The following is a 23,755-nucleotide window of genomic DNA, read 5'->3' on the forward strand; positions in this document are numbered from 1 at the left end:
GGGTTATTGACAAGTGTTGAATTGTGCGGGGCGCCGCTCATAGGAGCGGCGCCAGGTGCTCGGCCGCGTGGTTATCGGCGGGCGATTTCGTCGAGGTGGGCGTCGAGTTCGGCGAGGCCGGGGTGGTCGAGGAGCCGGTCGAGGGTGCGTTGCCGCATGTCGGAGAGGTAGGCCGCGGTGACCTCGTGGGGCTCGACGGCGAGGGTGCGGGCCAGTTCGGCCGTCCGTTCGGGCGTGAGTCCCTCGTCGAGTGCGACGGCGGCGATGACGACGATCCGGATGTGGGCGTCGATGATGCCGGGGTCGTCGGGATCATCGGGGTCGTCGATGGTGGCGGGGTCGTTGAGGCCGTATCCCGCGAGCCGGTACTGCCGCAGCAGCCAGCGGGCGAAGCCGCCCCTGTCCGGGTCGTCCGTCGCGCCCGTGCCGTGGTTGTTCATGTGCGTGTTCCGCCTGACGTTTCGTTGTCGGAGGGTTTTCGGCCGGAGGGTTTTCGGCCGGAGGGTTTTCGGGAGGGCCGGGGCGTCAGGGATGGTGCTGGATCCACCAGACGGCGAGGCTGGCGATTCCGGTGCCGAGGCCGTAGCAGGTGCCGCGGAGCAGGTAGGTGGCCGCGTCGTGCCTGCGGCCGCGCGGGGGCCGTCGGCGCGGGCCCTTGCGGGACGTGGGCGGAATCGTTTCCTCGTCCTGCGGGACGGTCGGGACGGTGGTCGTGCGGGCGCGCTTCGGCTTACGCTGGCGCATGGGAGGGCCTCCTGAGGGCGTTCCTGTCGAGGAGCCTGTCGGCGGTCGGTGGCCTAGGAACCGGAGATCGCCGGGCAGGCTCTTTGCCGTGGGTACGTGGGTACGTGGGTACGTGGGTACGAAGGTCGGTGGGCGGGGGCCCGCGGGGCGGGAGCCGGTGCCGCCGGGATCGGTGCGGCAGAGCTGGTGCGGCCGAGGCCGGCGCCGCGCGGGTCCGCGGCGGTCAGTGCTGCTGGGCGCAGTGCTGCAGCCGGTCGGCGATCTCCCGTTCGGGGCGGCAGACGAGCACCGCGTCCGTGTCGTCGCGGGCGGCGAGCCGTGCGACCTCCGCGGTGATGCCGGGTTCTCTGGCGCCTTGGGGCGGGCAGTTGCGGCGGACGTAGGCCGCGAATTCGCCCATGATCTTGACAAAGGCGTCGCTGGGGCCGTTCAGGCAGTGCTGGAGCTGGTCGAGCCAGTGGGCGGCCTCGGGGTTCTCGCCGCGTCCGAGGTGGTGGAGGTAGAGGCAGTAGGCGGCGGTGCGGTTTCCCGCGCCGGCGGCGAGCTGCCACCAGAACTGGGCGCTCTCGGGGTGGTCGGCGAGGTGGAGCATGCAGGCGAAGACGTGGGCGCCGTCGACGTCCAGGTCCTTGAGCGGTGCGCACGTCCCGTCGAGTCCGTCGAGCCCGTCCTCCCCGATCTCCTGGGCCAGCCGTTCGACGTGGACGGCGGCGCCGGTCTGGTTCAGTGACCAGCGCACCACCACGGAGAGTTGCTGGCGGGCCCGCGAGACGGGCGGCACCTCCCGGGAGGGCGGCACGTAGCCGGCGTCCTCGGCCAGGCGGCGCAGCCCGGCCCCCACGTCGAACGGCCGCCGCCGGGCGCGCAGCTCCGCGCCGGCCTGTGCCAGAAGCGTCTCCATGTTCGTCATTCCCGATCCCCCTCGGTCTTGATGTGTGAGGCCACGGCGGGCTCCAGCCGCTCCTTCGCCTTGCGGCAGTGGTAGTCGACGGTGCTGGGCGTCACGCCCATGTACCAGCTGATCCTCCGGGTGTCGTACTGCAGGACGTGCCGCAGCACGATGGCGTCGAACTGGCGGGGCGGGAGGGTGCCCATGGCCTGGAACAGGCCGATCTCGCCGCGCAGCAGGGTCAGGCGCTCGCGGAAGACCTCCAGGGTCTGCGCTATGACGACCCGTCGCAGGATCGCCCAGGTGTGCTGTTGGAGGTTGTCCTCCTCGAGGAGCGCGTCCCAGTGGCGCAGGATCTCGAGGAACGCCCGGTGCACCGCGTCCTCGGCAGCGCCATCGCTGCCGAGCCGCAGCAACGCGTAGGAGTGAAACGCCTCCTGGTTGGACAGGTAGAGCGCCTCGAATTCCAGCGGCAGAGGCAGCACGGCCTCGGCTACCGGGCTGCTGCCGTCCTCCGCGTGGACATCTTCGGTCATGAGTCCTCTTCAGTGAGGGCTTGATGCGAAGGGCGACCGTCAACTTCCGTGCCGTCGCCCACTGGTGAGGACCACTCAACCGGGCGATGGGGGCGAACACGCATGCGCCAACAATCGAAAATTACGCAACGATCATTGAACATTGCACAACGTCACTGCATACTGACGGGTAACGGAGGGTGACCACGGGGTTCACGGAGATCCCTGTGGCGAGGTCTACGCCAATCACGCGACATTTCGTGACCCAAGTCACACCTCCGTCCCACCCGTTGTGCCGGCCGGCCGACACGTTCGGGTGACATCACCCGAACATCGGGACGTCCTCAGGACCGCACGTCCGGCGGGGCCATCGTGAAGCGCGCGTTGACCTGTGCGTAGACGTGCTGGCGCTGCGGTTCGAGGTCGAGCGGCGGCGCTTCTCCGGCGAGGTCGCCGGCTCCCCCGTAGGAGGCGGCGCGCATCCCCCCGGCGGGACCGCCGTAGCCGTACGCGGGCGGGGGGCTGTCGGCGCCGATGTCGGCGAGTTCGACGAGGGCGGCGAGGCCGGTGCCGAGGGCTTCGGCGTACTCGCGGGCGCGCTGCACGGCCTCGCGGACGGCCTGTTGGCGGGCCGTGCGGTGGGTGGACGAGTCGTGCCGCAACGCCCACCAAGGGCCTTCGACGCGGGTCAGGTCAAGGTCGGCGAGGCGGGTGGTGAGTTCGCCGAGGGCGGTGAAGTCGGTGAGTTCGACGGTGGTGTGGACGCGGCCGTGGTAGGCGCGGACGCGTTCGCCCCGGCCGTGTTTGGTGAGTTCGGGGCTGATGGAGAAGGTGCCGGTCTCCAGGCGTTCGACGGCGTCGCCGTAGCTCTTGATGAGGTCGAGGGCGGTGGCGTTGCGCCGGGTGAGGTCGTTCAGGGCGTCGCGGCGGTCGGTGCCGCGGGCGCTGACGGTGATGCCGATGCGGGCGATCTCGGGGTCGACTTCGAGGTGGGCCTCGCCGCGGACGGCGAGGCGGGGGGCGTCGGGGGTGCCGTAGGGGGCGGCGGGCGTGGCGGGCATGTCCATGCGGTCACTCTCGCACCGAGGGGCGGGGCGGGACAGCCGCCGTGCGCGGCACCGGACAGTCACCGGATCGAAACCTGAGGGGTCTGTTGCGGGTGCGGCCGCCGGGGTCAGAATCTACGCGCGTTACATCGGTCGACTGAGGAGTACGGATATGCCGCTGAACCGCCGGAAGTTCCTGGGTACGTCTGCTGTCACGGGCGTGGGGGTGGCGCTGACGGGCGCGGCCGTGGCGCCGGCCGCGCGGGCGGCGGGGTCCGGGAGGGGCGGGCGGCGCGGGAAGCGGTACTCGTTCACCGTGCTCGGCACGACGGACCTGCACGGCAACGTCTTCAACTGGGACTACTTCACGGACAAGGAGTTCGACGACAAGGACCACAACGACGTGGGCCTGGCGAAGATCTCCACGCTGGTGAACGAGGTCCGCAGGGACAAGGGCCGCGGAAACACCCTCCTCATCGACGCGGGCGACACGATCCAGGGCACGCAGCTGTCGTACTACTACGCCAAGGTCGACCCGATCACCGCCGCGCACGGCCCGGTGCATCCGATGGCACAGGCGATGAACGCGATCGGGTACGACGCGGCGGCCCTCGGCAACCACGAGTTCAACTACGGCATCCCGGTGCTGCGCAAGTTCGAGGAGCAGTGCGACTTCCCGCTGCTCGGGGCGAACGCGCTGGACGCGAAGACGCAGAAGCCGGCTTTCCCGCCGTACTTCATGAAGCGGCTGCGCACCCCGCACGGGCGCGACGTGAAGGTGGCCGTGCTCGGCCTCACCAACCCGGGCATCGCGATCTGGGACAAGGCGAACGTGCAGGGCAAGATGACGTTCCCGGGGCTTGAGGAGCAGGCCGCGAAGTGGGTGCCGAAGCTGCGTTCGATGGGTGCGGACGTCGTGATCGTGTCGGCGCACTCGGGTTCCAGCGGCACGTCGTCCTACGGTGATCAGCTGCCGTACGTGGAGAACGCGGCCGGTCTGGTGGCCGAGCAGGTGCCCGGCATCGACGCGATCCTGGTGGGGCACGCGCACACGGAGATCCCCGAGTACTTCGTGGAGAACAAGAAGACCGGCAAGAAGGTCGTGCTCTCCGAGCCGTTGAAGTGGGGGCAGCGGCTGACGCTGTTCGACTTCGACCTGGTGTGGGCCAAGGGCCGCTGGACGGTGGAGAAGGCCGGCGCGCAGGTCCTGAACTCCAACACGGTGGCGGAGGACAAGAAGGTCACGAAGCTCCTGGCCGACGAGCACAAGAAGGTCGTCGCCTACGTCAACCAGGTGATCGGTACGTCGACGGCGGCGATGAGCACGGCCGAGGGGCCGTTCAAGGACGTCGCGATCATCGATCTGATCAACCAGGTGCAGAAGGAGACGGTGACGGAGGCGCTGAAGGGCGGCGCGTACGCGGCGCTTCCGGTGCTCTCGCAGGCCTCGTGCTTCTCGCGGACGGCGCAGATCCCGGCCGGCGACGTCACGATCAAGGACGCGGCGGGCCTCTACCCGTTCGAGAACACCCTGGAGGCGCGGCTGCTCACGGGCGCGCAGCTGAAGGAGTACCTGGAGTTCTCGGCGCGCTACTACGTGCGGACACCCGCGGGTGGCCCGGTGGACCCGGCGAAGCTGACGAACGCCGACAACACCCCGGACTACAACTACGACGCGGTGAGCGGCCTGACGTACGAGATCGACATCGCCAAGCCGGTGGGGTCGCGGATCGCGAAGCTGTCCTTCGAGGGCAAGGACCTCGACCCGAAGGCGGAGTTCGTGTTCGCGGTGAACAACTACCGGGCGAGCGGCGGCGGGAATTTCCCGCACATCGCGGGCGCCAAGCAGCTGTGGGCGAACTCGGAGGAGATCCGCAACACCATCATCGGCTGGGTGAAGGCGAAGGGGACGGTCGACCCGGACCGGTTCGCGTCGGTGGACTGGAAGCTGACCCGGGACGGCACGCCCGTCTTCTGAGCACGCCCGCCTTCTGAGCACGCCCGTCTTCTGAGCACGCCCGTCTTCTGGGGCGGTGTGTCAGACCTTCAGGGTGGCGAGGTCGACGGAGTCGGCGAGTGCCCGGGCGCCGGCGTCGTTGACGTGCAGGCCGTCGCCGCTGTCGTAGTCGTCGTGGATCCGGTCGGGGTCGGCGGGGTCCGCGACGGCGGCGGCGAAGTCGGCGTAGGCGTCGAAGGGGCTGTCGGCGCCACGGATCCAGTCGTTGACCTCGCGGGCGACGGCGACGCCCGCGGGGGTGGCGTAGCCCTCGAAGACGGTGCCCTTGTAGGGGCCGACGGTGGTGGCGATGGCGGTCAGGCCTGCCGCGTGGATGCGGTCGGCGAGTTCGGTGAGGCCGGCGATGAGGTCGGCGGCGGTGGGGCCTGCCGCGGGCTCGGGGTAGGCCTCCTGGCCGGGGATGCCGAGGTCGTTGAGGCCGAAGTGGATCAGGACGTGGGTGACGCCGGGCACGTCGAGGGCGTCGCGCCGGAGTCGGGCCAGGGCGTGTTCGCCGACCTCGTCGGTGAGCAGGCGGTTGGCGGACAGGCCCTGGTTGACGACCCAGCGGGTGTGTCCGGCGTCCTGTCCGGTGCCGTTCCCGGTGCCGTTCCCAGTGCCGTTGCCGGCCTCGCGGAGGCGGTGGTTGAGCAGGTCGGGGAAGCGTTGGTCGGTGTCCGTCGTGGTGCCGGTGCCCTCGAACCAGGAGTCCCCGAAGGCGACGGCGATGGCGGTGCCGGCGGGGGCGAGGACGTCGGCTCCGGTGATGAAGTGGCGGGTGACGAGCTCTTCCAGGCCTTCGTGGCCGTCGAGGGCGGGTGCGGTGAGGGCGTTGCCGGGGACGGCGTAGCCGGTGCGCAGCGGGACGGCGGAGTAGGTGGAGAGACCCGTTTCGCCGGGCAGCCAGAGGCTGAGGGCGAGTTCGTCGCCGGCGGCGACCGTGCGCTCGACGGGGTCGCTGACGATCTCTTCGCCGACGGGGATGGCGATGTCGTCGGCGCCGCCGAACCGGATCTGCGTGTCGCTGCCCGCATCGATGCCGCTTCCTTCGGTGCGTCTGGCGAGGCGGGCGCCACCGATGTGGAGGGGCTGCTTGCCGTAGCGGTTGGTGAGGCGGATGCGCAGGGCGCTGCCGCCGCCGTCGAGGCGGATGATCTGGCGGAGCGTCTGGCCGGTGAAGCCGCGGAGTTCGAAGAGGTCGATGGCTTCGTGCGAGCTGATGACGGCGGAGCGGAAGGCCGCGGTCCAGGAGGCCGTGGTGTCGGTGGTCATGGTCGTCCGAACCGGTCCGTGGGCACCGGTATTTCGCGTTCCGGCGTTTTTCGCGGAGGAATATTCGGGGGCGTGGCAGCGCTTGGGGGCGGACAATTCAGCCCATGGATGCAGCACTTGTGACGGCGCTCGACCCCGTACTGCGTGATCTGTCGGCCACCTGCGCGGTGCGGGCGACGGTGGTCGAGGAGAAGGACTTCATGGGCCTGGGCGACGACGTGGTGATGGTCCGCGCGTCGGACGGCTCGGGCCGTGGCGTGGGGGTCGCCGGCTGTCAGAGCGTGGCGGAGCGGGTGGCGGACGTCGCGGAGCAGGTGCAGGAGTGGGCGGTCGAGGAGCTGTGCGCGCGGTCGCGCCCCGCGGTGTGGCCGGAGTGTCCCGCGCACCCCGACACGCATCCGCTGGCGGCCGGGGTGGTGGAGGGGGCCGCGGTGTGGTCGTGTCCGCGGTCCGGGCGTGTGGTGGCGCCGGTGGGTGGGCTGGGGGGCGAGGGGGAGCCGGTCAGCCCTTGAGGCGTACGAGGTTTCCGCGCTGTTCGCCGATGCGTCCCGCGGTGCCGGGGTGCCGTTGTTCGGGGGTCTGGAGGCCGAAGCTGGTGAAGGCGGTGCGCTGCGGGAGGGGGTAAGGGTTCCTGCCGGTGAGGGAGTTGAGGATGGTGGCGCTGCGCCAGGCGGCGAGGCCGAGGTCGGGGGCGCCGACGCCGTGGGTGTGCCGTTCGGCGTTCTGTACGTAGACGTTGCCGCCGGATCCTGTGACGGACGGGTCGAGGACGAGGCGGTACTGGTCGTCGATGCGGGGGCGCCCGGAGGAGTCCTTGCGGATGTAGGGGTCGAGGCCGGCGAGGAGCTGGTCGAGGGGGCGTTCGCGGTAGCCGGTGGCGAGGACGACGGCGTCGGTGGTGAGGCGGGAGCGGGTGCCCTGCTGCAGGTGTTCGAGGTGGAGTTCGACGCGGGTGTTGGCGACGCGGCCCGCGGTGCGCACGGAGACGCCGGGGGTCAGGACGGCGTCGGGCCAGCCGCCGTGCAGGGTGCGCCGGTAGAGCTCGTCGTGGATGGCGGCGATGGTGTCGGCGTCGATGCCCTTGTGGAGCTGCCACTGGTGCGGGACGAGTCCGTCGCGGACGGCTTCGGGCAGGGCGTGGAAGTAGCGGGTGTAGTCGGGCGTGAAGTGCTCCAGGCCGAGCTTGGAGTACTCCATGGGGGCAAAGGCCTCGGTGCGGGCGAGCCAGTGGATCTTCTCGCGTCCCGCGGGGCGGGCGCGGAGCAGGTCGAGGAAGATCTCGGCGCCGGACTGTCCCGAGCCGACGACGGTGATGTGGTCGGCGGAGAGCAGCTGGTCGCGGTGGTCGAGGTAGTCCGCGGAGTGGATGACGGGGACGGCGGGGGCTTCGGCGAGGGGCTTGAGGGGTTCGGGGACGTAGGGGGCGGTGCCGACGCCGAGGGCGATGTTCTTGGTGTAGGTGCGGCCGAGGGCCTCGGCTTCGCCGTCGGCGTCGAGCTGGGTGAAGTCGACCTCGAACAGGGTGCGTTCGGGGTTCCAGCGGACGGCGTCGATCTGGTGGCCGAAGTGGAGTGCCGGAAGGTTTTCGCTGACCCAGCGGCAGTAGGCGTCGTACTCGGCGCGCTGGATGTGGAAGCGCTCGGCGAAGTAGAAGGGGAAGAGGCGTTCGCGGGCCTTGAGGTAGCTGAGGAAGGACCAGGGGCTCGCGGGGTCGGCGAGGGTGACGAGGTCGGCGAGGAAGGGGACTTGGAGGGTGGCGCCGTCGATGAGGAGGCCGGGGTGCCAGTCGAAGCCGGGGCGCTGTTCGTAGAAGACGGTGTCGAGTTCGCCGAGGGGGTGGGCGAGGGCGGCCAGGGAGAGGTTGAACGGGCCGATGCCGATGCCGACCAGGTCGCGGGGGGCTTCGGGGGTGGCGGGCGGCTGGGGATCGGGGTGGTCGGGGCTACCGGTCATCGGGGGGTGGTTCCTTCCGCGTGGAGGTCGTCGGGGGCGGCTCCGGTGGTGGGTGCCGTGGGGGGCTCGTCGGCGAGCTTGAGGAGCTCGGCGAGGTCTCCGGGCCGGGTGTGCGGGTTGAGGAGGGTGGCCTTGAGCCATCGGCGGCCGTCGAGGTCGGCACGGCCGAGGACGGCGGTGCCGTCGGTGAGCAGGCGCCTGCGCAGGTCCGCGATGGTGTCGTCGGTGGCGCCGGTGGGGCGGAACAGGACGGTACTGATGGCGGGGGTGTCGTAGAGCTCGAAGGCGGGGTGCGCGGCGACGAGGTCGGCGAACTCCCGGGCCTGGTCGCAGACTTGGTCGACGAGGGCGCCGAGTCCTGTGCGGCCGAGGGCCTTGAGGGTGACGGCGATCTTGAGGACGTCGGGGCGTCGGGTGGTGCGCAGGGAGCGGCCGAGGAGGTCGGGCATTCCCGCGTCGGTGTCGTCGTAGGCGTTGAGGTAGGCGGCGTGGTGGTCGAGGGCGCGCAGGTCGCGGGGGTCGCGGACGGCGATGAGGCCTGCGGCGGCGGGTTGCCAGCCGAGTTTGTGCAGGTCGAGGGCGACGGTGTCGGCGCGGTCCAGGCCGCGCAGCTGTCCCTTGCGGGTGTCGCTGAAGAGGAGTCCGCCGCCGTACGCGGCGTCGATGTGCAGGCGGGCGCCGTGGGCGGCGCACAGGTCGGCGATCTCGTCGAGGGGGTCGATGAGGCCGGCGTCGGTGGTGCCCGCGGTGGCGGCGACGAGGAACGTGCCGGGCGGGCCGCCGAGTTCGGTGAGGGCCTCGTCGAGTGCGGCGGGGTCGAGGGTGCCCGCGGGGGCGGGCACGGTGACGGGTTCGGGCAGGCCGAGGAGCCAGGCGGCGCGGGTGAGGGAGTGGTGGGCGTTCTCGCCGGCGAGGAGGCGGACGGGGCCGCGGGTGGCGGGGGCCTCGCGGGCCAGGAGCAGGGCGAGTTGGTTGGCCTCGGTGCCGCCGGTGGTGATGAGGGCGTCGCCGCCGTCGTGGATCTCGGCGGCCAGGGTGCGGGTGACGAGCGCTTCGAGCGCGGTCGCGGCGGGCGCCTGGTCCCAGGAGTCCATGGAGGGGTTGAGGGCGGACGCGGCGAGGTCGGCGGCGGCCGCGACGGCGAGCGGCGGGCAGTGCAGGTGGGCGGCGCAGAGCGGGTCGGCGGGGTCGGCGGCGCCTTCGGCGAGGGTGTGGACGAGGGTGCGCAGGGCTGTTTCGGGGCCGGTGCCGTGGTCGGGGAGGATCGGCTCGGCGGCGGCGCGGACGCGGGCGGCGACGGCTTCGGGGCCGCCGGCGGGCAGGGGGCCGCGGCGGGCGGCCGCCCCCGAGCGCAGGGCGTCGAGGGCGGCGGCGAGCAACGGCCGCAGGGCATCGGGACCTTGGGCGCCTCCGGCGAGGGGCGGCGGGGTGCTCATGGGGCGTGTCCTTCGGGTGCGCGCGTACAGGGGCACCAGCCTGTAGGGCGCGCGGGCGGTGCGCCCGAATACCTCAACGATCCGAACCCGAAAGTGGTACTGCCGTGCGGAGAAAACGTGTGGGTGCGGCCGGGGGTGCTAGGGCCTGTCTTCACACCTCTGTCGTCGCTCCGGGGGGGGCGGGTCCGCGGCGTCTGGTGGGTGCTCTCGGTGCGCCGGGCGCCGTGGGGCAGGCAGGGGTGTGGAGGCAGGTCCCGGGGCCGCACCGGGGTGGGTGTCGACGGGACACCGGCCGGGCCCCGGCCGGCCGTGTCGCGTTCCGGATCGCTCGGGCGGATCGGGGGGGGCGCAGGCGTTCAGACCTACAACCTACGCCCCCCGGGCCCCTTGCGTCAGGTCTTGTTCACGCCGTCCCGAACCCTCAACGCCCTTGCCAGATCGTCGAGTTGGTCGACGAGCTTGCGGCGCAGTGCGGGGGTGGGGTCGGCGTCGCGCAGGCACTGCTCGCCCAGGCGCAGTGTCTCGGCGTCGACGAAGGACACGGGGAAGGCGTGCCGTCCCGCCGCCTCGGCCATGGCGGGCCCGCGGCGGGCGGCGAGGGCGACGGCGTCCTCGTAGTAGCGGGGGATGTACTCGCCGACCAGGTCGGCCTGTTCGGGCTGCCAGAAGCCCTGTGCGGTGGCGGTGAACAGGTAGTTGGACAGGTCGTCGGTGGAGAACATGGCCTCCCACGCGGTGCGCTTGGCGTCGGCGTCGGGCAGTGCGGCGCGGCAGCGGGCGGCGCCCTCGCGGCCGGTGGCGCTGGGATCGCGGGCCAGTTCGGCGGCGATGGCGCTCTCGTCGGTCGCGTCGAGTGCGGCGAGCCGTGCCAGGGCCCGCCAGCGCAGTTCCGGGTCGAGTTCGGGGCCGCCGGGCACGGTGCCTTCGTCGAGCCAGGCCTGGAGGGGTTCCGGCCGGGTGGCGACGTCGATGGCGCCGCGGACGGCGGTCAGGCGCAGGCCGGGGTTGGAGCCGTCCTCGGTGCGGCGGATCAGGTCGCGGCAGAGGTCGCCGAGTACGGCGAGGGCGGCGGGCCGTACGTCGGGGGTGGCGTAGCGGTCGGCGATGTGGGTGAGGGCGAAGGTGAGGACGCCCTGGACGATGGCGAGGTCGCTCTCCCCGGGGAGGTGGGCGCGGGCGGCGTCGAGGTAGGCGGCGCCTTCGAGTTCGCCGTCGCGGACCATGTCGCGCAGGCTGTTCCACAGGACGGCGCGGGTCAGGGCGTCGGGGACGCCGGAGAGGGCGGCGAGGGCGGTCTCCCGGGAGACGTCGTCCAGGCGGATCTTGGCGTAGGTGAGGTCCTGGTCGTTGGGGACGATCAGGGCGGGGCGGCCGCCGTCGCGGGTGGTGCCTGCCTCCTGGGCGGTGGCCGCCCCGTCGGCGGGGACGTCGGTCTCGAATCGCTCGCGCAGGACGAGGCCGGGGCCGCCGGAGAGGTCGCGGTCGTAGACGCCGACGGCGATGCGGTGGGGGCGGCTGCCGCCGTCGCGGCCGACGGCGAGGGTCCAGGAGCGGCCGGTGTGCTCGACCTCGGAGGTCAGGGTGTCGACGCCCGTGGTGCGCAGCCAGGTCTCGGCCCAGCCGTGCACGTCGCGGTCGGTGGCGTGGGCGAGGGAGTCGATGAAGTCGGCGAGGGTGGCGTTGGCGAACTTGTGGCGCGCGAAGTGGGTGTTGATGCCGGCGAGGAAGTCCTTCTCGCCGAGCCAGGCGACGAGTTGGCGCAGGGCGCTGGCGCCCTTGGCGTAGGAGATGCCGTCGAAGTTGAGCATCGCGGACGCGGTGTCGGGCACGGCGTCCGGGTCGGGGGCGACGGGGTGGGTGGAGGGGCGCTGGTCGGCGTCGTACCCCCAGGACTTGCGGGCGACGCCGAAGTCGGTCCAGGGGTCGGTGAAGCGGGTGGCCTCGGCGGTGGTCTGGAAGCCCATGTACTCGGCGAAGGACTCGTTCAGCCAGATGTCGTCCCACCACCTGAGGGTGACGAGGTCGCCGAACCACATGTGGGCCATCTCGTGGGCGATGACCATGGCGCGGGTCTGCCGCTCGGTGTCGGTGACGGCGGAACGGTAGATGAACTCGTCGCGGAAGGTGACGAGTCCGGGGTTCTCCATGGCGCCCGCGTTGAACTCGGGGACGAACGCCTGGTCGTAGGAGTCGAAGGGGTAGGGCTCCTCGAACTTCTCGTGGTAGCGGTCGTAGCAGGCGCGGGTCACGTCGAGGATCTCCTCGGCGTCGGCGTCCATGAAGGGGGCAAGCGAGCGGCGGCAGTGGATGCCGAAGGGCAGCCCGCGGTGTTCGGTGCGCACGGAGTGCCAGGGGCCGGCGGCGACGGCGACGAGGTAGGTGGAGATGAGCGGGGTGGGGGCGGCGCGCCACGTCCCGCCGCCGAGGTGTTCGGTGACGCCGTTGGCGAGGACGGACCAGCCGTCGGGGGCGGTGGCGGTCAGTTCGAAGACGGCCTTGAGGTCGGGCTGGTCGAAGGCGGCGAAGACGCGCTGGACGTCCTCCATGAACAGCTGGGTGTAGACGTACGTCTCGCCGTCGGTGGGGTCGGTGAAGCGGTGCATGCCTTCGCCGGTACGGGAGTAGCGCATCGCGGCGTCCACGCGCAGCTCGTGCTCGCCGGTGGTGAGGCCGTCGAGCGGGAGGCGGTTGTCGACGAGTCCCGCGGGACCCGTGAGGTCGATGGGGTGCCCGTCGAGGGTGACGGAGCGCAGCTCGGCGGGCTTGATCTCGACGAAGGTGGCGCCGTCGGTGCGGGCGCTGAACCTGATGGTCGTCCGGGAGTCGAAGGTGTCGCGGGCGGTGTCGGCCGCCCGTGTCAGATCGAGCTCGACGGTGTACCGGTGGACGTCGATGAGCTGGGCTCGGGTCTGCGCTTCGTCGCGCGTCAGTGCGGGCATGGGGCCATGCTGCCCGATGGCGCCGGCATCGGTGTAGGACTCAGGTCTCAGCGCGGTGCGGTGGGGGCGCCCCGGTCAGGCGGTGCGGTGGGGGCGCCCCGTCCGGGCGGCCCCGCGCGGGCATCCGGGCGGGGCCACGTGGGCGGGACCGCTACTTCACGTCACCGGTGAAGATCGCCGTCTCGGTCTCCATGTCCGGCGACACCTCGATCTGGATCGTGTCCTCGGCCTTGGGCAGCTCGCAGGCCCACGTCACCGTGATGGACCGGCCTGCCAGGAGCCGGGTGTCGGGGCCACCGTTCAGGCCCTGCTCCACGTCGAAGACCGATTCGCTGGACTCCCCCTCCTTGCCGTACGAGCAGCTGGTGGAGAGCCCCGAGGTGTCGACCGTCGACTTGCCCCCGTTCTTCACCCGCACGGCGAACTTCACGTACGGCGTGTTCTCCGGCGAGGCGGAATCGCCGGACGTCCCGCGTGCGAACTTCGACAGGCTGACCTCGACGTCGTTGTCGTAGGTCACCGTGTCGCCGAGGCCGGACACCCGTGGGTCGGTGCTCTCCGGCTCCGCTTCCGCGTCCTCGGCCGGCTCGTCATCGGCCTGCTCCTCCTCGCCGGCCGCCACGTCACCGTTGTCGGCATCGGCATCGGCTTTCACGGACTCGGCGGAGCTGGTGGTCTCCGCCTTCTTGTCGTCGTCGCGGGTGTTGACGACGACCACGCCCGTCGCGACGACCGCGGCGATGACGGCGGCGGCCGAGCCGATGACGACCGCGTTGGTGGCCCGCACCTTGACCGGCGGCGGAGGCGGAGGCGGCGGGAACGCGGGCGGCTGTGGCGGTGGTGGCGGCGTGGTGTTGCTCATGGGTCCCCCCTGCGGTTGTGCGCTGTCAGCGCATGATGACGCTTTATGGGGAACGCGTGAAGGTCACGTGTCCGTTTCGTGACGCAAGACGTCAGGAGTCGCCGGAGAACTCGACCTGATCAGGCTCCGTCGCCGCTCAGCGGCTTCTCGGCGATCTGCTCGTGGTGGCGGATCACCTCGGCGATGATGAAGGTGAGCAGCTTCTCGGCGAAGGCCGGGTCGAGCTTGGCGCTGCCCGCGAGTTCGCGCAGGCGGGCGATCTGGCGGGACTCGCGGCTCGGGTCGGCGGGCGGCAGGTGGTGCTGGGCCTTGAGATGGCCGACCTGCTGGGTGCACTTGAAGCGCTCGGCGAGCATGTGGACGACGGCGGCGTCGATGTTGTCGATGCTGTCGCGCAGCCGGGAAAGCTCGGCCCGCACGCTCTCGTCGGCGGCCGCGGCCGTGGACGCCGCCGGGGCGCCCGCGGCGCCGTTCTCGTCACTGGTGTGGCTGGTGGTCATGGTCCACGAGCCTACGTTGCCGCTCCGGGGCCGCCACCGGCGGAAGAGCGCAAAATCGGTGGGTCGTCGGGGTCGGGTATCTGGTGCGACCAGCCGCCGGGTACGGCCCTTCCCTGCTGGTCGCGGAAACGGACGGGGGCCATGCCGACCCGTCGGGTGAAAAGGCGTGAAAAGTACGCGGGGTCGTCGTAGCCGACGCGGCGGGCGACGGCGGCGACGGGCAGTTCGGTGGCGGCGAGGAGTTCCTTGGCGCGGCCGAGGCGGATGCCGAGGAGGTAGTCCTTGGGGCTGCAGCCGGCTCCGCGCCGCACGGCGGTACGCAGTTCGGCGGGGGTCATGCCGTGCCGGGCGGCGTGCTCGGCGACGGACAGGGGCTGGAAGGCGTCGCGGGCCAGGGCCTGCAGGACGGGGTCGCCGTCCGGGGCGATGTCGGCGCGGGCGCGGCGCAGCGCGACGAGGAGTTCATGGACGGCGGCGCCGGTCTCGACCTCCAGGAGGGGGTTGCCGCGCCGGGCCGCGCGGGCGATGCGGGCGACGGCTGCGCGGGCGCCCGCCGTGTCGGAGAGCGGCACGACGGGGCGGGTGGGTTCGATGTAGCCGAGTTCGGTGTACGTGGCGGTGGCGGGCCCGGTGAAGTCGACGAAGCACTCGTCCCAGCCGGTGTCGGGGTCGGGCCCGTAGTGGTGGCGTACGCCGGGGGTGAGCCAGATCAGGGCGGGCGCGGTGACGGTGGTCCTGCGTCCGTCGCTGCCGCGGAACCAGCCGCCGCCCGAGCTGATGACGACGGCGACGTGGTGGTCGAGGGTGCGCGGGCCGACGGTCGGCAGCAGGCCGTGCTGCAGGCCGACGCCGAGGCAGGCGAGGCCGAGCCTGTGGTGGGCCGGGCTGGGGGTGAAATACCGCATCCACGTGTGGTACATCCGCGTGCGTCCCTTCCGGTGCGAGCCGGGCGCTGCCCCGCTCGCCGCGTTCCTTTGGTGCGTTCGGCCGCCTCGCTGCGTCCAACCGGACCCGATCTTTGTCCATGGACCCTGCCGCCCGCCAGAGGTGATCGTGGGCGAGACGTGAGCGAGAGGACGCGATGAACGGGTTCAGGGTCGGCGAGGACGATTTCGAGCTGGACGGGCGGCCGGTGCGGCTGCTGTCCGGGGCGCTGCACTATTTCCGGGTGCACGAGGCGCAGTGGGGTCACCGCCTGGCGATGCTGCGGGCGATGGGTCTCAACTGCGTGGAGACGTACGTCCCGTGGAACCTGCACGAGCCTTCGCCGGGCGCCTACCGCGACGTGGAGGCGCTCGGCCGGTTCCTGGACGCGGCACACGAGGCGGGTCTGTGGGCGATCGTCCGGCCCGGTCCCTACATCTGCGCGGAGTGGGAGAACGGCGGTCTGCCGCACTGGGTGACGGGCGCGGTGGGGACGCGGGCGCGGACCCGGGACGCGGAGTATCTGGGGCATGTGGAGCGCTGGTTGCGGCGACTGCTGCCGCAGGTCGTGTCCCGCCAGTACGGAGGCCGGGGCGCGGGCGGGGAAGCGGGCGCCGGCGGGACGGGCACCGCGTCCGGGGGCGGCGGTCCGGTGATCATGGTGCAGGTCGAGAACGAGTACGGCAGTTACGGCTCGGACCAGGTGTATCTGCGCCGTCTCGCCGACCTGCTGCGCGCGGAGGGTGTCGCCGTCCCGCTGTTCACCTCGGACGGCCCCGAGGACCACATGCTGACCGGCGGGTCGATCCCGGGGATCCTGGCGACGGCCAACTTCGGCTCGGGCGCGGGGGCGGGCTTCGCCACCTTGCGCAGGCACCGCCCCGGGGGCCCGCTGATGTGCATGGAGTTCTGGTGCGGCTGGTTCGACCACTGGGGCGCGGACCACGTCGTGCGCGATGCCGAGGACGCGGCGGCGGCGCTGCGCGAGATCCTGGAGTGCGGGGCGTCGGTGAACCTGTACATGGCGCACGGCGGCACGAACTTCGCGGGCTGGGCGGGCGCCAACCGGGGCGGCGGCGCGCTGCACGACGGGGAGCTGCAGCCCGACGTCACGTCGTACGACTACGACGCGCCGATCGACGAGTTCGGCAGGGCCACGCCCAAGTTCTGGGCGTTCCGTGAGGTCCTCGCCCCGTACGCGTCGACTCCCCTGCCCGACCCTCCCGCGCCGCTCCCCTCACTCACCGCCCCCGCGTCGGCGGACCTCCCCGACTGGTCCCCCCTGGACGCGGTCCTGGACGCCCTCGGGCCGCCGGAGTCGGAGCACGCGGTGCCGCCCACGTTCGAGGAGCTCGACGTGGACCGGGGCCTGGTCCGCTACACCGTGACGGTGCCGGGCCCGCGCGAGCCGTACCCGCTGAGCGTGCGGGGCCTGCGCGACCGTGCGGTGGTGTACGTCGACGGCGACCGGGCCGGGGTCCTCACGGAGGGCACACCGACCCTGACGTCCCCCGTGGCCGGGCACGCGCGCGTGGAGCTGTGGGTGGAGTCCCTGGGGCGGGTCAACTACGGCCCGCGCACGGGGGAGCCCAAGGGCATCACCGGGGGCATCCTGCACGAGCGCCAGTACCTGCACGGGGTGCGGGCCCGGGCTCTGCGGCTCGACGCGTTCGACGCGCCGTCGGCGGTCCGCGCCATCCCCGTGACCGGCCACGGCGAGGGCCGCCCCGGCCTGTACCGGGGCACCGTCGAGATCGAGTCCCCCGGCGACGCCTCCCTCGAACTCCCCGGCTGGACCCGCGGCTTCGTCTGGCTGAACGGCTTCAACCTGGGCCGCTACTGGTCGCTGGGCCCCCAGACGACGCTGTACGTGCCCGGCCCCGTACTGCGGGCGGGGGCGAACGAGGTGTGGGTCCTCGAGCTGGAACGGGGCGGGGAGGGGATCGGGCTGGCGTGAGCCGGCCGCGAGAGCGGGAGAGCCCGCCCCTTGAAGGGGCGGGCTCTCCCGTGTGTGAGGCCTCAGACCTCGCTGACCTCGAACGCGTCGAGTACGAACTCCGCCTTGCCGTCCTCGCCCGTCTTGCGCAGGCCCACCCAGGCCTCGCCCTTGGCGGGGGCGGTGAACTCGTAGGTGAGGGTGGTGGGTGTGGTGGCCACCGGCAGGGGCTTGCGGTCGGTCTCGCGGGGGGCCGGTTCGTCGACCGCGGTGATCCAGGCGTACTGGTCCGCCTTCTCGTTCTCGTAGCGGAAGGAGACGCGGTAGCGCTTGCCGGGTGCGAAGCGGGCGGTGTGCGGGACCGTGCGGTAGACGAGGCCCGTGTTCTCGCCGCGCGACTTCAAGGAGTTGGAGCCGTCGATGACGTCGTCGATCTCCTTGCCGTTCCAGCCGCGCTGCGTGTACGGGGCGTGGCGCTGGGCGATGTGGGTGCGGGGGTCGGTGACGTCGCCCGCGTCGCCCTTCACGAAGGGGCCCCAGCCCTGGGGCACGTGCTCGAAGTCCTCGTGGGCGAGGGTGGCGCGGGGCGCCTTGGCGGGGTGCCCGGTCGCGACGACCCGTACGTTGTCGAAGCGCACGCGCGCGTCGCCCGCGTCCGCGCGCAGCGTCAGCTCGGCCGTGCCGCCGCCCTGGGGGACGGTGAAGCGGGTGAACATGCGCTGGAAGCGGGTGCCGTGCTTGCGGTCGGCGGCGACGTAGTTGCCCGCGGTGGACGTCTCGGTGAAGTTGGCGGCGGTGACGCCGTCGGCGGTGCGCACCTCCAGGGCGGCCCTGCGCCGCTCCCCCGGCTCCTCACCGACCTCGACCTGCACGGACGCGACGTACGTGCCTGCCTTGAGGCGGGCGAGGCGCTGGCGGACGGAGGCGGCGGCGCCCGCGCCGATGACGAGTTCGTGGTCGCCGAGGGCGCTGAGCTTCACGGTGGCGGGGCCTTCGGTCCGCCAGCCCCTGAGGGAGCCGGAGTGGAAGCCGGGGTCGTGCAGCGGGGTGCCCTGGCCCCACTTCGGGTCGGGCAGGGCGGCCGTGCGCTCGCGGTAGAGGACGTAGGGCTGCTTCGGGTCGGCCTTGAGGGTGACCTTGCCGCCCGCTACGGAGACGTACGACTCGAAGACCCTGCCCTGGTCGGTGAGGCGGTAGAGGGCCACCTTGGAGCGGCGTGCCCACGCGCGTGGGAGCTGCCAGCTGCTGGTGCCGCCGGCCGGGTTGTAGTGGTAGAGCTTCGCGGGGTCGTGGGCCTTGCGGGGCTCCCAGGGCAGCAGGTAGCGGCCGTCTTCGTAGACGACGTGTCCTTCGGTGGTGATGCGCCGCTTGCCGGAGGTGTCGGAGACCGTCGTGCCGGTCTTCGTGCCGCTCTCTGCGAAGAAGGCGATCTCGTGCTCGCCCCAGCTCTTGATGGGGTACGCCTGGAGGTACTTGGCGGGCAGCGAGTGGGTCCAGATCAGGTCGTAGAAGGCGTGCCAGTCGGTCTTGCCGACCCAGCCCTCGAAGTTTCCCATGCGGGCGATGCCCAGGAGGGTGGGCCACTTGTCGGCGAAGACGTCCTTCTGGTGGTTGCGGACGAAGCGGATCAGGCGGGAGTTGATGCCGCGCGAGGTGTCGCCGCCGTAGTCGGGTTCGGTGGCCCAGTGCGACCAGATCGCGGAGCGCTCGAAGCCGTGGCCCCACTCGGTGGTGATCGTCCAGCCCTGTTCGCGGAAGGCCCGCTGGAGGCGGTCGGAGGTCCAGCCGGACTCGCGGAACACGTCGATGTAGAGGGTGTTGAGGCCCTTGTCGGTCTGGGCGCGCAGGTCGGCGAAGCGCTTGACGATGTCTCCGGAGACCAGGTCGCGGCGCTGGTCGATGCGGTAGCTCTGGTCGAGCCAGTCCCACTGTTCGTCACTCTTGTCGACGAGCTCGTCGGAGAAGGCGTTCGCGACGGGGTAGGACTCGGTGGCGTTGACGTGCACGCTGAAGTCGCTGTTCCACTTCTTGCCCTCGTGGACCAGGGTGTTGAGGTCGGCGAGGCCGCCCGCGCGCGTGTTGTAGTTGTCCGCGTAGTCGGGGTGGGCGGAGTCGTGGCCCTCGGACTGGTAGCCCTTGAGGAGCGTGTACTGGCGCAGGCCGTCGGTCGCCAGGTGGATCCGCTTGACGTCGTCGAGCGTGGCGAGGAACGGGTTGGTGGCCTGTGAGGCGAAGTTGAAGGGGATGTGCGGGACGACCCGCAGGTGCTGCTCGTCGGCGCCGAGGGGGGTCACCATGATGTCGCGGAAGGCGATCGCGGCGTCCTGCCAGTCGACCTTGCCGTCGCCGTTGCGGTCGCCGGTGATCACGACGGTGGCGTACGGGAGGGGTTCGGTGGCGTCGACGGGGGCGGTAGCCGCGCGGTGGGTCCACTGCCCCGGCGCCAACCTGGCCTCTACGTAGTCACCTGTTTTCACGGTCTCGCGCCACAGGCGGCCGTTCTCCCAGGTGGTGCCGGCCTCGCTGGTGGGCTTGTCGTAGACGGTGTTCGTCTCGATCGCGCCGCCGAGCCGGTCGTGCGCGACGACGGCGTACGCGCAGCCGGTGGGCGCCTGTGCGGGCGTGTCCTTGGCGGGCCGGACGAGGGTGTCGCCGCTCTTGGCCTTGTCCAGCTGGACCTTGGCGGCGAGGAGCGCGGCGCCGGGCTGGTCGCTGCGTACCGAGAGCAGGGTCAGGCCGGGGACGCGCAGGGTGCCGACCCGCAGCGCGTCGGTGTCCGCGATCCGCGTGACGCGCCAGTGGACCTGCCGGCCCTCGACGGCGATCTCGACGTCGATCGTGGTGCCGCCGTCGAGGGTCAGGACGTACGTGACGCGGCTCCTGCCCGCCTTGGCGGTGACCTTCGGGGTGTGCTCGGCCTCGTCGATCAGGAGCGTGCTGACGGCGTCCGTCCGGCCGTGCAGCACGGCGCCACTGGCGCGGTCGGTGTACGAGACGACGCGGGGGAAGGCGGTGGCGACGCGCACGTCCAGCTCTGCGGAGCGCAGGACCACCTCGTCCGCCGCGGGCCTGCCGGAGGCGGCGGGCGCGGCGAACGCGCTGCCGCCCGCTCCGACGGCGACACCCATTCCGGCGATCGCGCCGGTCGCGACCACGGCTCTGCGGCTCGGTCCGGACGTGTCTGACGGCAGCATGGGGCACCCCTCCATGGGACGGAAATCGTGCCGCTCACGATGCGCCGGGTGGGACGAGGGCGCCCATGGACAAAGAAGGGACAGGTCTTGGACTTACCGTGTCCGGACTTCCGTGCGACGAGAGGCGACGGGAGGCGCGACACGAAGTGCGACACGACGTACGACAAGACGGCGCGGGGCGCCCGCGAGAAGCGGACGCCCCGCGCCGGGGCCGTTCACAGGTGAGCGATGTGAGTGATGTGAACGACGTGAGTAATGTGAGTGATGGCGGGTCCGGTCAGAGCTCCGACGCCGCCTTCTCTATGTCGCCCGCGAAGGTCGACACCTCGGTGTAGACACCGGGGAACTTCGGCCGCGCGCAGCCGTTGCCCCAGCTGACGATGCCGACCTGGACGTACTCGCCGGCCTCGTCCTTGCGGAACATGGGGCCGCCGGAGTCACCCTGGCAGGTGTCCGTGCCGCCCTCGGCGATCTTGCCGGCGCAGAGCTCCTCGCCGGGCGTCAGGTCACCGCCGTACGCGGCCTCGCAGTCGGCGTCGCTGACGAAGGGGACCTTCGCCTTGAGGAGGTAGCGCTGCTGGTCGCCACCCTCCTTGTCGGCACCCCAGCCGGCGATGTCGAAGTCGCCCTCGTTGTACGTGGTGTCCTTGGCGATCTTCAGCGTGGGCTGGTCGATCTTCTTCTCGAGCTTGATGAGCGCCCAGTCCTTGCCCTTGCCGTTGTAGCCGGGGGCCTGCAGGACCTTGGTGGACTTCACGGTGATCGCGTCGGGGCTCTCCAGGTCGACGACGCCACCGGTGGCGGTGATGCTCGTGTTGTCGCCGGAGCCGTCCACGCAGTGGGCGGCGGTCAGGACGATGTCCTGGGCGTACAGAGCGCCGCCACAGCCCATCGAGAGACGGACCATGAACGGGAATTCGCCCTGCTCGGCGGGCGTGCCGCCGACGACGCGCTCGCCCGGCTTCGGGCCCGGGTGGGGAGCCGCCTGGGCGGCCACGGGCTGAAGGCTGACGGCGGCAAGAGCGATCGCACCGAGGGTGGCGGCTCTCTTCACTCCACGCAGCTTGGTCTTCAACTGACTTCCCTTCGTGGGGGGTTCGTGGGGGGTTTTACGCGTGGCGGGCCCCTGCCGTCCCCACAGGGTGCGCGTGGATGGCATGAGCCCGCCAAAGCGTTGTTGCGGATTATGGAGATCGGTGTCCGCTCAGGACAAGGGGCTGTTTCCGGCCAACGCGTGCCGCGCTCCCCAGCCCCCGGGACCCCGGCCCCCTTACAGTGGAGGCCAGTTGCACGGTCTCGTGGGTGGCCTCAGGGGGTGCGGACGTGACGGTCGGCGGCGGTCCAGTCGTACACGGCTTTCCCCATCTGGAGACGGTGCGCGCGGCCGTCACCGCGCTCTACAGGCGCCTCTCGTACGACACCGTCCACACCTTCGAGACCAGCGTCGCCCCCGCCGACGTGGCCTTCGGCGACGAGGACGACCTGTACCTCGGCGTGCAGCGGGTGGCCCGCGAGATGGTCCGTCACCTGCGCCTGCCGGACGCCAGGATGATCGTCGGCTTCCGCGAGATGGAACACGCCGCCTACGTCGAACTCGCCGCGGGCCCCGAGTACTTCATCGAGCTGAACGACCGCTTCCGCACGCACCGCAAGGACATCGGCGCGGCCCTCGCCCACGAGGTCATGCACGTGTATCTGCACCGGCTCGACCTGTCGTTCCCCGGCACCCGCGACAACGAGATCCTGACCGACACCGCCACCACCTATCTGGGCGCGGGCTGGCTGCTGCTCGACGCGTACCGCGAGGACGGCGCGTCCTCGCAGAAGCTCGGCTACCTCACCCCCGAGGAGTTCGGATACGTCCTGGCCAAGCGGGCGTTGGCGTTCGGCGAGGCGCCGGAGACGTGGTTCACCAGCGCGCAGGCGTACACCGCGTACACGAAGGGGCTCGCCCAGGCCCGCCGCGACGAGCAGCAGCCGCCGCTGACGGCCGCCGGCTGGGCGGGACGGCGACGGTACGCGAAGGACCGGCGGTACGCGCAGGACCACGGCGGCGCGGTCGCGGCGGGCGGCGCCTACTCCTTCTCCCTGGACGGCGGGACGCTGCGGGTGACGTTTCCCTGCCCCACCTGCCACCAGCGGATCCGGGTGCCGGCGCGGGGCCGGACGCGGGCGCGGTGCACGCTGTGCCGGACGGTGCTGGAGTGCGACACGTAGCGGGACGTGACGGGCGGGGGTCGGCCTCTAGGCGGCCGGCCAGTGGCCGGGACGGACGAGCGAGGCGGACAGCTTCGTGCGGTCGTCGCCCCTGGCCGCGTTGACCTGTGACTGGGTGAGGAAGAGCGCGCCGGTGAGATCGGCGCCCCGCAGGTCCGTGTCGCGGAAGTCCGCGCCGATCAGGTCGGCCGCCCGCAGGTCGGCGTCGCGCAGGTCGGCGCCGATCAGGTACGAGCCGCGCAGATCGGCGCCCCGCAGATCGGCGCCGACCAGCCGCGCGCCGATGAGGTCGGCGCCCCGCCGGTCCTTCTTCGCACCGCCCTTGCTCCCCTTGCCGCCCTTGCCTCCCCGGCCTCGCTTGCCACCGTTGCCGCCCGTACCGCCCTTGCCGAGGTGCTCGGCCCGGACGAGTTCGCTGGTGCGCAGGAGGAGGACGTTGACGTCCTGACGGTGGGCGGCCACGTCGGTCCCGGCGACGGCGTCGGGGGTGCCCCCGGTCAGCCGTTCCGTCTCGGCGAGGGCCCGTTCCAGGTCGGCGGTGATCGGCCGGGTCTGCGGGAAGGTGAGCGCCTCGGTCAAGTACCAGAGCAGTTCGTGGAGTTGCCGCATGACCGGGAAGACCTCGAACATCTGCCGCGCGGTGGCCGGATCCCGACGCCAGTCGCGCCCCTCGAAGGTGCTCTGGGAGACGTGCTGCCCCGCCCCGAAGCAGTCGTACACCGTGCAGCCCCGGTAGCCCTTGTCCCGCAGATCGCGGTGGATTCCGCAGCGGTTGTCCGACCGGAGGTTGGTGCAGGGCGTACCCGCGGCCTTGTCCACGGCGAAGTCCGAGGAGGCGGAGAAGGTGAGGGCCACGCAGCACAGCCCGAAACAGCTCCCGCAGTCGGCGCGCAGAGCGGCACGATCGTCCCCGCCGCCCCCGCCGCTGCCCCCTCCGCCGTCCCCGAGGTCGCCCTCAGGCGCGGCCGCGAGCAGGGGCAGGGCGACGGGGTCGCGCTCCGAAGACATCGAGCGGGCTCCTCAAGGCGGGGTGGTGCGGCGGTGCGACAGGCATACGGGAGGCGTACGACAGGCAGGGCACGGTGGACGGGTACGACGGACCATTGTCCCGCACCGATCGGGGGCCCGGACCAGGCCGGTGCGCCGGCCGGCACGCCGGTACGCCGGTACGCCGGTACGCCGACCCGTGGGCCAGTGAGCCAGGGGGCCGGTGAGCCAGGGGGCGGACACACCGCGGGGGGGGGGGGGGGGGGGGGGGGGGGGGGGAAGGGGGGGGGGGGGGGGGGGGGGGGGGGGGGGGGGGGGGGGGGGGTGGTCTTTCTCCTCCCGACG

At 71.9% G+C, this 23,755-nt stretch carries 19 protein-coding genes; 4 read left to right on the top strand and 15 right to left on the bottom strand.

Annotated elements, in window-relative coordinates; genetic code table 11:
* Positions 1 to 71: 71 nt before the first annotated feature.
* The 5 genes from ACZ592_RS31540 to ACZ592_RS31560 form a co-directional block, all read right to left on the bottom strand.
* Positions 72 to 440: a hypothetical protein gene (locus ACZ592_RS31540; RefSeq protein WP_471585078.1), complete on the bottom strand. Its 369-nt coding sequence runs from the start codon at positions 438 to 440 to the stop codon at positions 72 to 74.
* 85 nt (positions 441 to 525) lie between these two features.
* The gene (locus ACZ592_RS31545) at positions 526 to 744 is read right to left on the bottom strand and encodes a hypothetical protein (RefSeq protein ID WP_471585079.1); all 219 of its coding nucleotides are present in this window, start codon (positions 742 to 744) and stop codon (positions 526 to 528) included.
* Positions 745 to 967: 223 nt separating this feature from the next.
* The gene (locus ACZ592_RS31550) at positions 968 to 1,645 is read right to left on the bottom strand and encodes a hypothetical protein (RefSeq protein WP_471585080.1); all 678 of its coding nucleotides are present in this window, start codon (positions 1,643 to 1,645) and stop codon (positions 968 to 970) included.
* Positions 1,646 to 1,650: 5 nt separating this feature from the next.
* The gene (locus ACZ592_RS31555) at positions 1,651 to 2,169 is read right to left on the bottom strand and encodes a sigma-70 family RNA polymerase sigma factor (protein ID WP_471585081.1); all 519 of its coding nucleotides are present in this window, start codon (positions 2,167 to 2,169) and stop codon (positions 1,651 to 1,653) included.
* Positions 2,170 to 2,492: 323 nt separating this feature from the next.
* Positions 2,493 to 3,215, bottom strand: a complete 723-nt coding sequence (locus tag ACZ592_RS31560; RefSeq protein WP_471585082.1) for an SIMPL domain-containing protein — start codon at positions 3,213 to 3,215, stop codon at positions 2,493 to 2,495.
* A gap of 151 nt (positions 3,216 to 3,366) precedes the next feature.
* On the opposite strand from ACZ592_RS31560, the gene ACZ592_RS31565 reads away from it, so the two are divergent.
* The gene (locus ACZ592_RS31565; RefSeq protein WP_471585083.1) at positions 3,367 to 5,172 is read left to right on the top strand and encodes a bifunctional metallophosphatase/5'-nucleotidase; all 1,806 of its coding nucleotides are present in this window, start codon (positions 3,367 to 3,369) and stop codon (positions 5,170 to 5,172) included.
* Positions 5,173 to 5,232: 60 nt separating this feature from the next.
* On the opposite strand, the gene ACZ592_RS31570 is transcribed toward ACZ592_RS31565, so the two are convergent.
* Complete coding sequence (locus ACZ592_RS31570; protein ID WP_471585084.1) at positions 5,233 to 6,462, bottom strand: GDSL-type esterase/lipase family protein; 1,230 nt, start codon at positions 6,460 to 6,462, stop codon at positions 5,233 to 5,235.
* Positions 6,463 to 6,566: 104 nt separating this feature from the next.
* Here ACZ592_RS31570 and ACZ592_RS31575 point away from each other — a divergent pair, with 104 nt between their 5' ends.
* Positions 6,567 to 6,974, top strand: a complete 408-nt coding sequence (locus ACZ592_RS31575) for a hypothetical protein (protein ID WP_471585085.1) — start codon at positions 6,567 to 6,569, stop codon at positions 6,972 to 6,974.
* Here ACZ592_RS31575 and ACZ592_RS31580 read toward each other — a convergent pair.
* The 6 genes from ACZ592_RS31580 to ACZ592_RS31605 all read right to left on the bottom strand — a co-directional run bounded on the left by ACZ592_RS31580 (position 6,964) and on the right by ACZ592_RS31605 (position 15,072).
* Positions 6,964 to 8,415: a lysine N(6)-hydroxylase/L-ornithine N(5)-oxygenase family protein gene (locus ACZ592_RS31580; protein ID WP_471585086.1), complete on the bottom strand. Its 1,452-nt coding sequence runs from the start codon at positions 8,413 to 8,415 to the stop codon at positions 6,964 to 6,966. The two genes, ACZ592_RS31575 and ACZ592_RS31580, sit on opposite strands and share 11 nt — an antisense overlap.
* A complete protein-coding gene (locus ACZ592_RS31585; RefSeq protein ID WP_471585087.1) occupies positions 8,412 to 9,851 on the bottom strand; it encodes a pyridoxal phosphate-dependent decarboxylase family protein in 1,440 nt (479 codons plus the stop codon). The genes ACZ592_RS31580 and ACZ592_RS31585 overlap by 4 nt, the downstream gene beginning before the upstream one ends.
* Positions 9,852 to 10,243: 392 nt before the next feature.
* The gene (gene pepN, locus ACZ592_RS31590) at positions 10,244 to 12,790 is read right to left on the bottom strand and encodes an aminopeptidase N (protein WP_471585088.1); all 2,547 of its coding nucleotides are present in this window, start codon (positions 12,788 to 12,790) and stop codon (positions 10,244 to 10,246) included.
* Positions 12,791 to 12,941: 151 nt separating this feature from the next.
* On the bottom strand, positions 12,942 to 13,652 hold the full coding sequence (locus ACZ592_RS31595) for a hypothetical protein (RefSeq protein WP_471585089.1): 711 nt from the start codon (positions 13,650 to 13,652) through the stop codon (positions 12,942 to 12,944).
* Positions 13,653 to 13,771: 119 nt separating this feature from the next.
* Positions 13,772 to 14,152 (bottom strand): chorismate mutase, encoded by a 381-nt coding sequence (locus ACZ592_RS31600; protein ID WP_471585090.1) that lies wholly within the window; start codon positions 14,150 to 14,152, stop codon positions 13,772 to 13,774.
* An 11-nt stretch (positions 14,153 to 14,163) separates the two neighbouring features.
* Positions 14,164 to 15,072 (bottom strand): helix-turn-helix domain-containing protein, encoded by a 909-nt coding sequence (locus ACZ592_RS31605; protein ID WP_471585091.1) that lies wholly within the window; start codon positions 15,070 to 15,072, stop codon positions 14,164 to 14,166.
* A gap of 161 nt (positions 15,073 to 15,233) precedes the next feature.
* Here ACZ592_RS31605 and ACZ592_RS31610 point away from each other — a divergent pair, with 161 nt between their 5' ends.
* Positions 15,234 to 17,033 carry a glycoside hydrolase family 35 protein gene (locus ACZ592_RS31610; protein ID WP_471585092.1) on the top strand — a complete coding sequence of 600 codons (1,800 nt, stop codon included), beginning with the start codon at positions 15,234 to 15,236 and terminating at the stop codon, positions 17,031 to 17,033.
* A 62-nt stretch (positions 17,034 to 17,095) separates the two neighbouring features.
* Here ACZ592_RS31610 and ACZ592_RS31615 read toward each other — a convergent pair whose 3' ends face one another.
* Both ACZ592_RS31615 and ACZ592_RS31620 read right to left on the bottom strand, forming a co-directional pair.
* Positions 17,096 to 20,206, bottom strand: coding sequence for an endo-alpha-N-acetylgalactosaminidase family protein (locus ACZ592_RS31615; protein WP_471585093.1), 3,111 nt, complete (start codon positions 20,204 to 20,206; stop codon positions 17,096 to 17,098).
* A 277-nt stretch (positions 20,207 to 20,483) separates the two neighbouring features.
* On the bottom strand, positions 20,484 to 21,365 hold the full coding sequence (locus tag ACZ592_RS31620; protein WP_471585094.1) for a S1 family peptidase: 882 nt from the start codon (positions 21,363 to 21,365) through the stop codon (positions 20,484 to 20,486).
* Between the two features lie 143 nt (positions 21,366 to 21,508).
* Here ACZ592_RS31620 and ACZ592_RS31625 point away from each other — a divergent pair, with 143 nt between their 5' ends.
* Positions 21,509 to 22,423, top strand: coding sequence for a hypothetical protein (locus tag ACZ592_RS31625; RefSeq protein ID WP_471585095.1), 915 nt, complete (start codon positions 21,509 to 21,511; stop codon positions 22,421 to 22,423).
* Positions 22,424 to 22,450: 27 nt separating this feature from the next.
* Here ACZ592_RS31625 and ACZ592_RS31630 read toward each other — a convergent pair whose 3' ends face one another.
* Positions 22,451 to 23,431 (bottom strand): pentapeptide repeat-containing protein, encoded by a 981-nt coding sequence (locus ACZ592_RS31630; protein WP_471585096.1) that lies wholly within the window; start codon positions 23,429 to 23,431, stop codon positions 22,451 to 22,453.
* Between the last annotated feature and the right edge of the window lie 324 nt (positions 23,432 to 23,755).

The sequence above is a fragment of the Streptomyces sp. NPDC040622 genome (genome assembly GCF_055593965.1).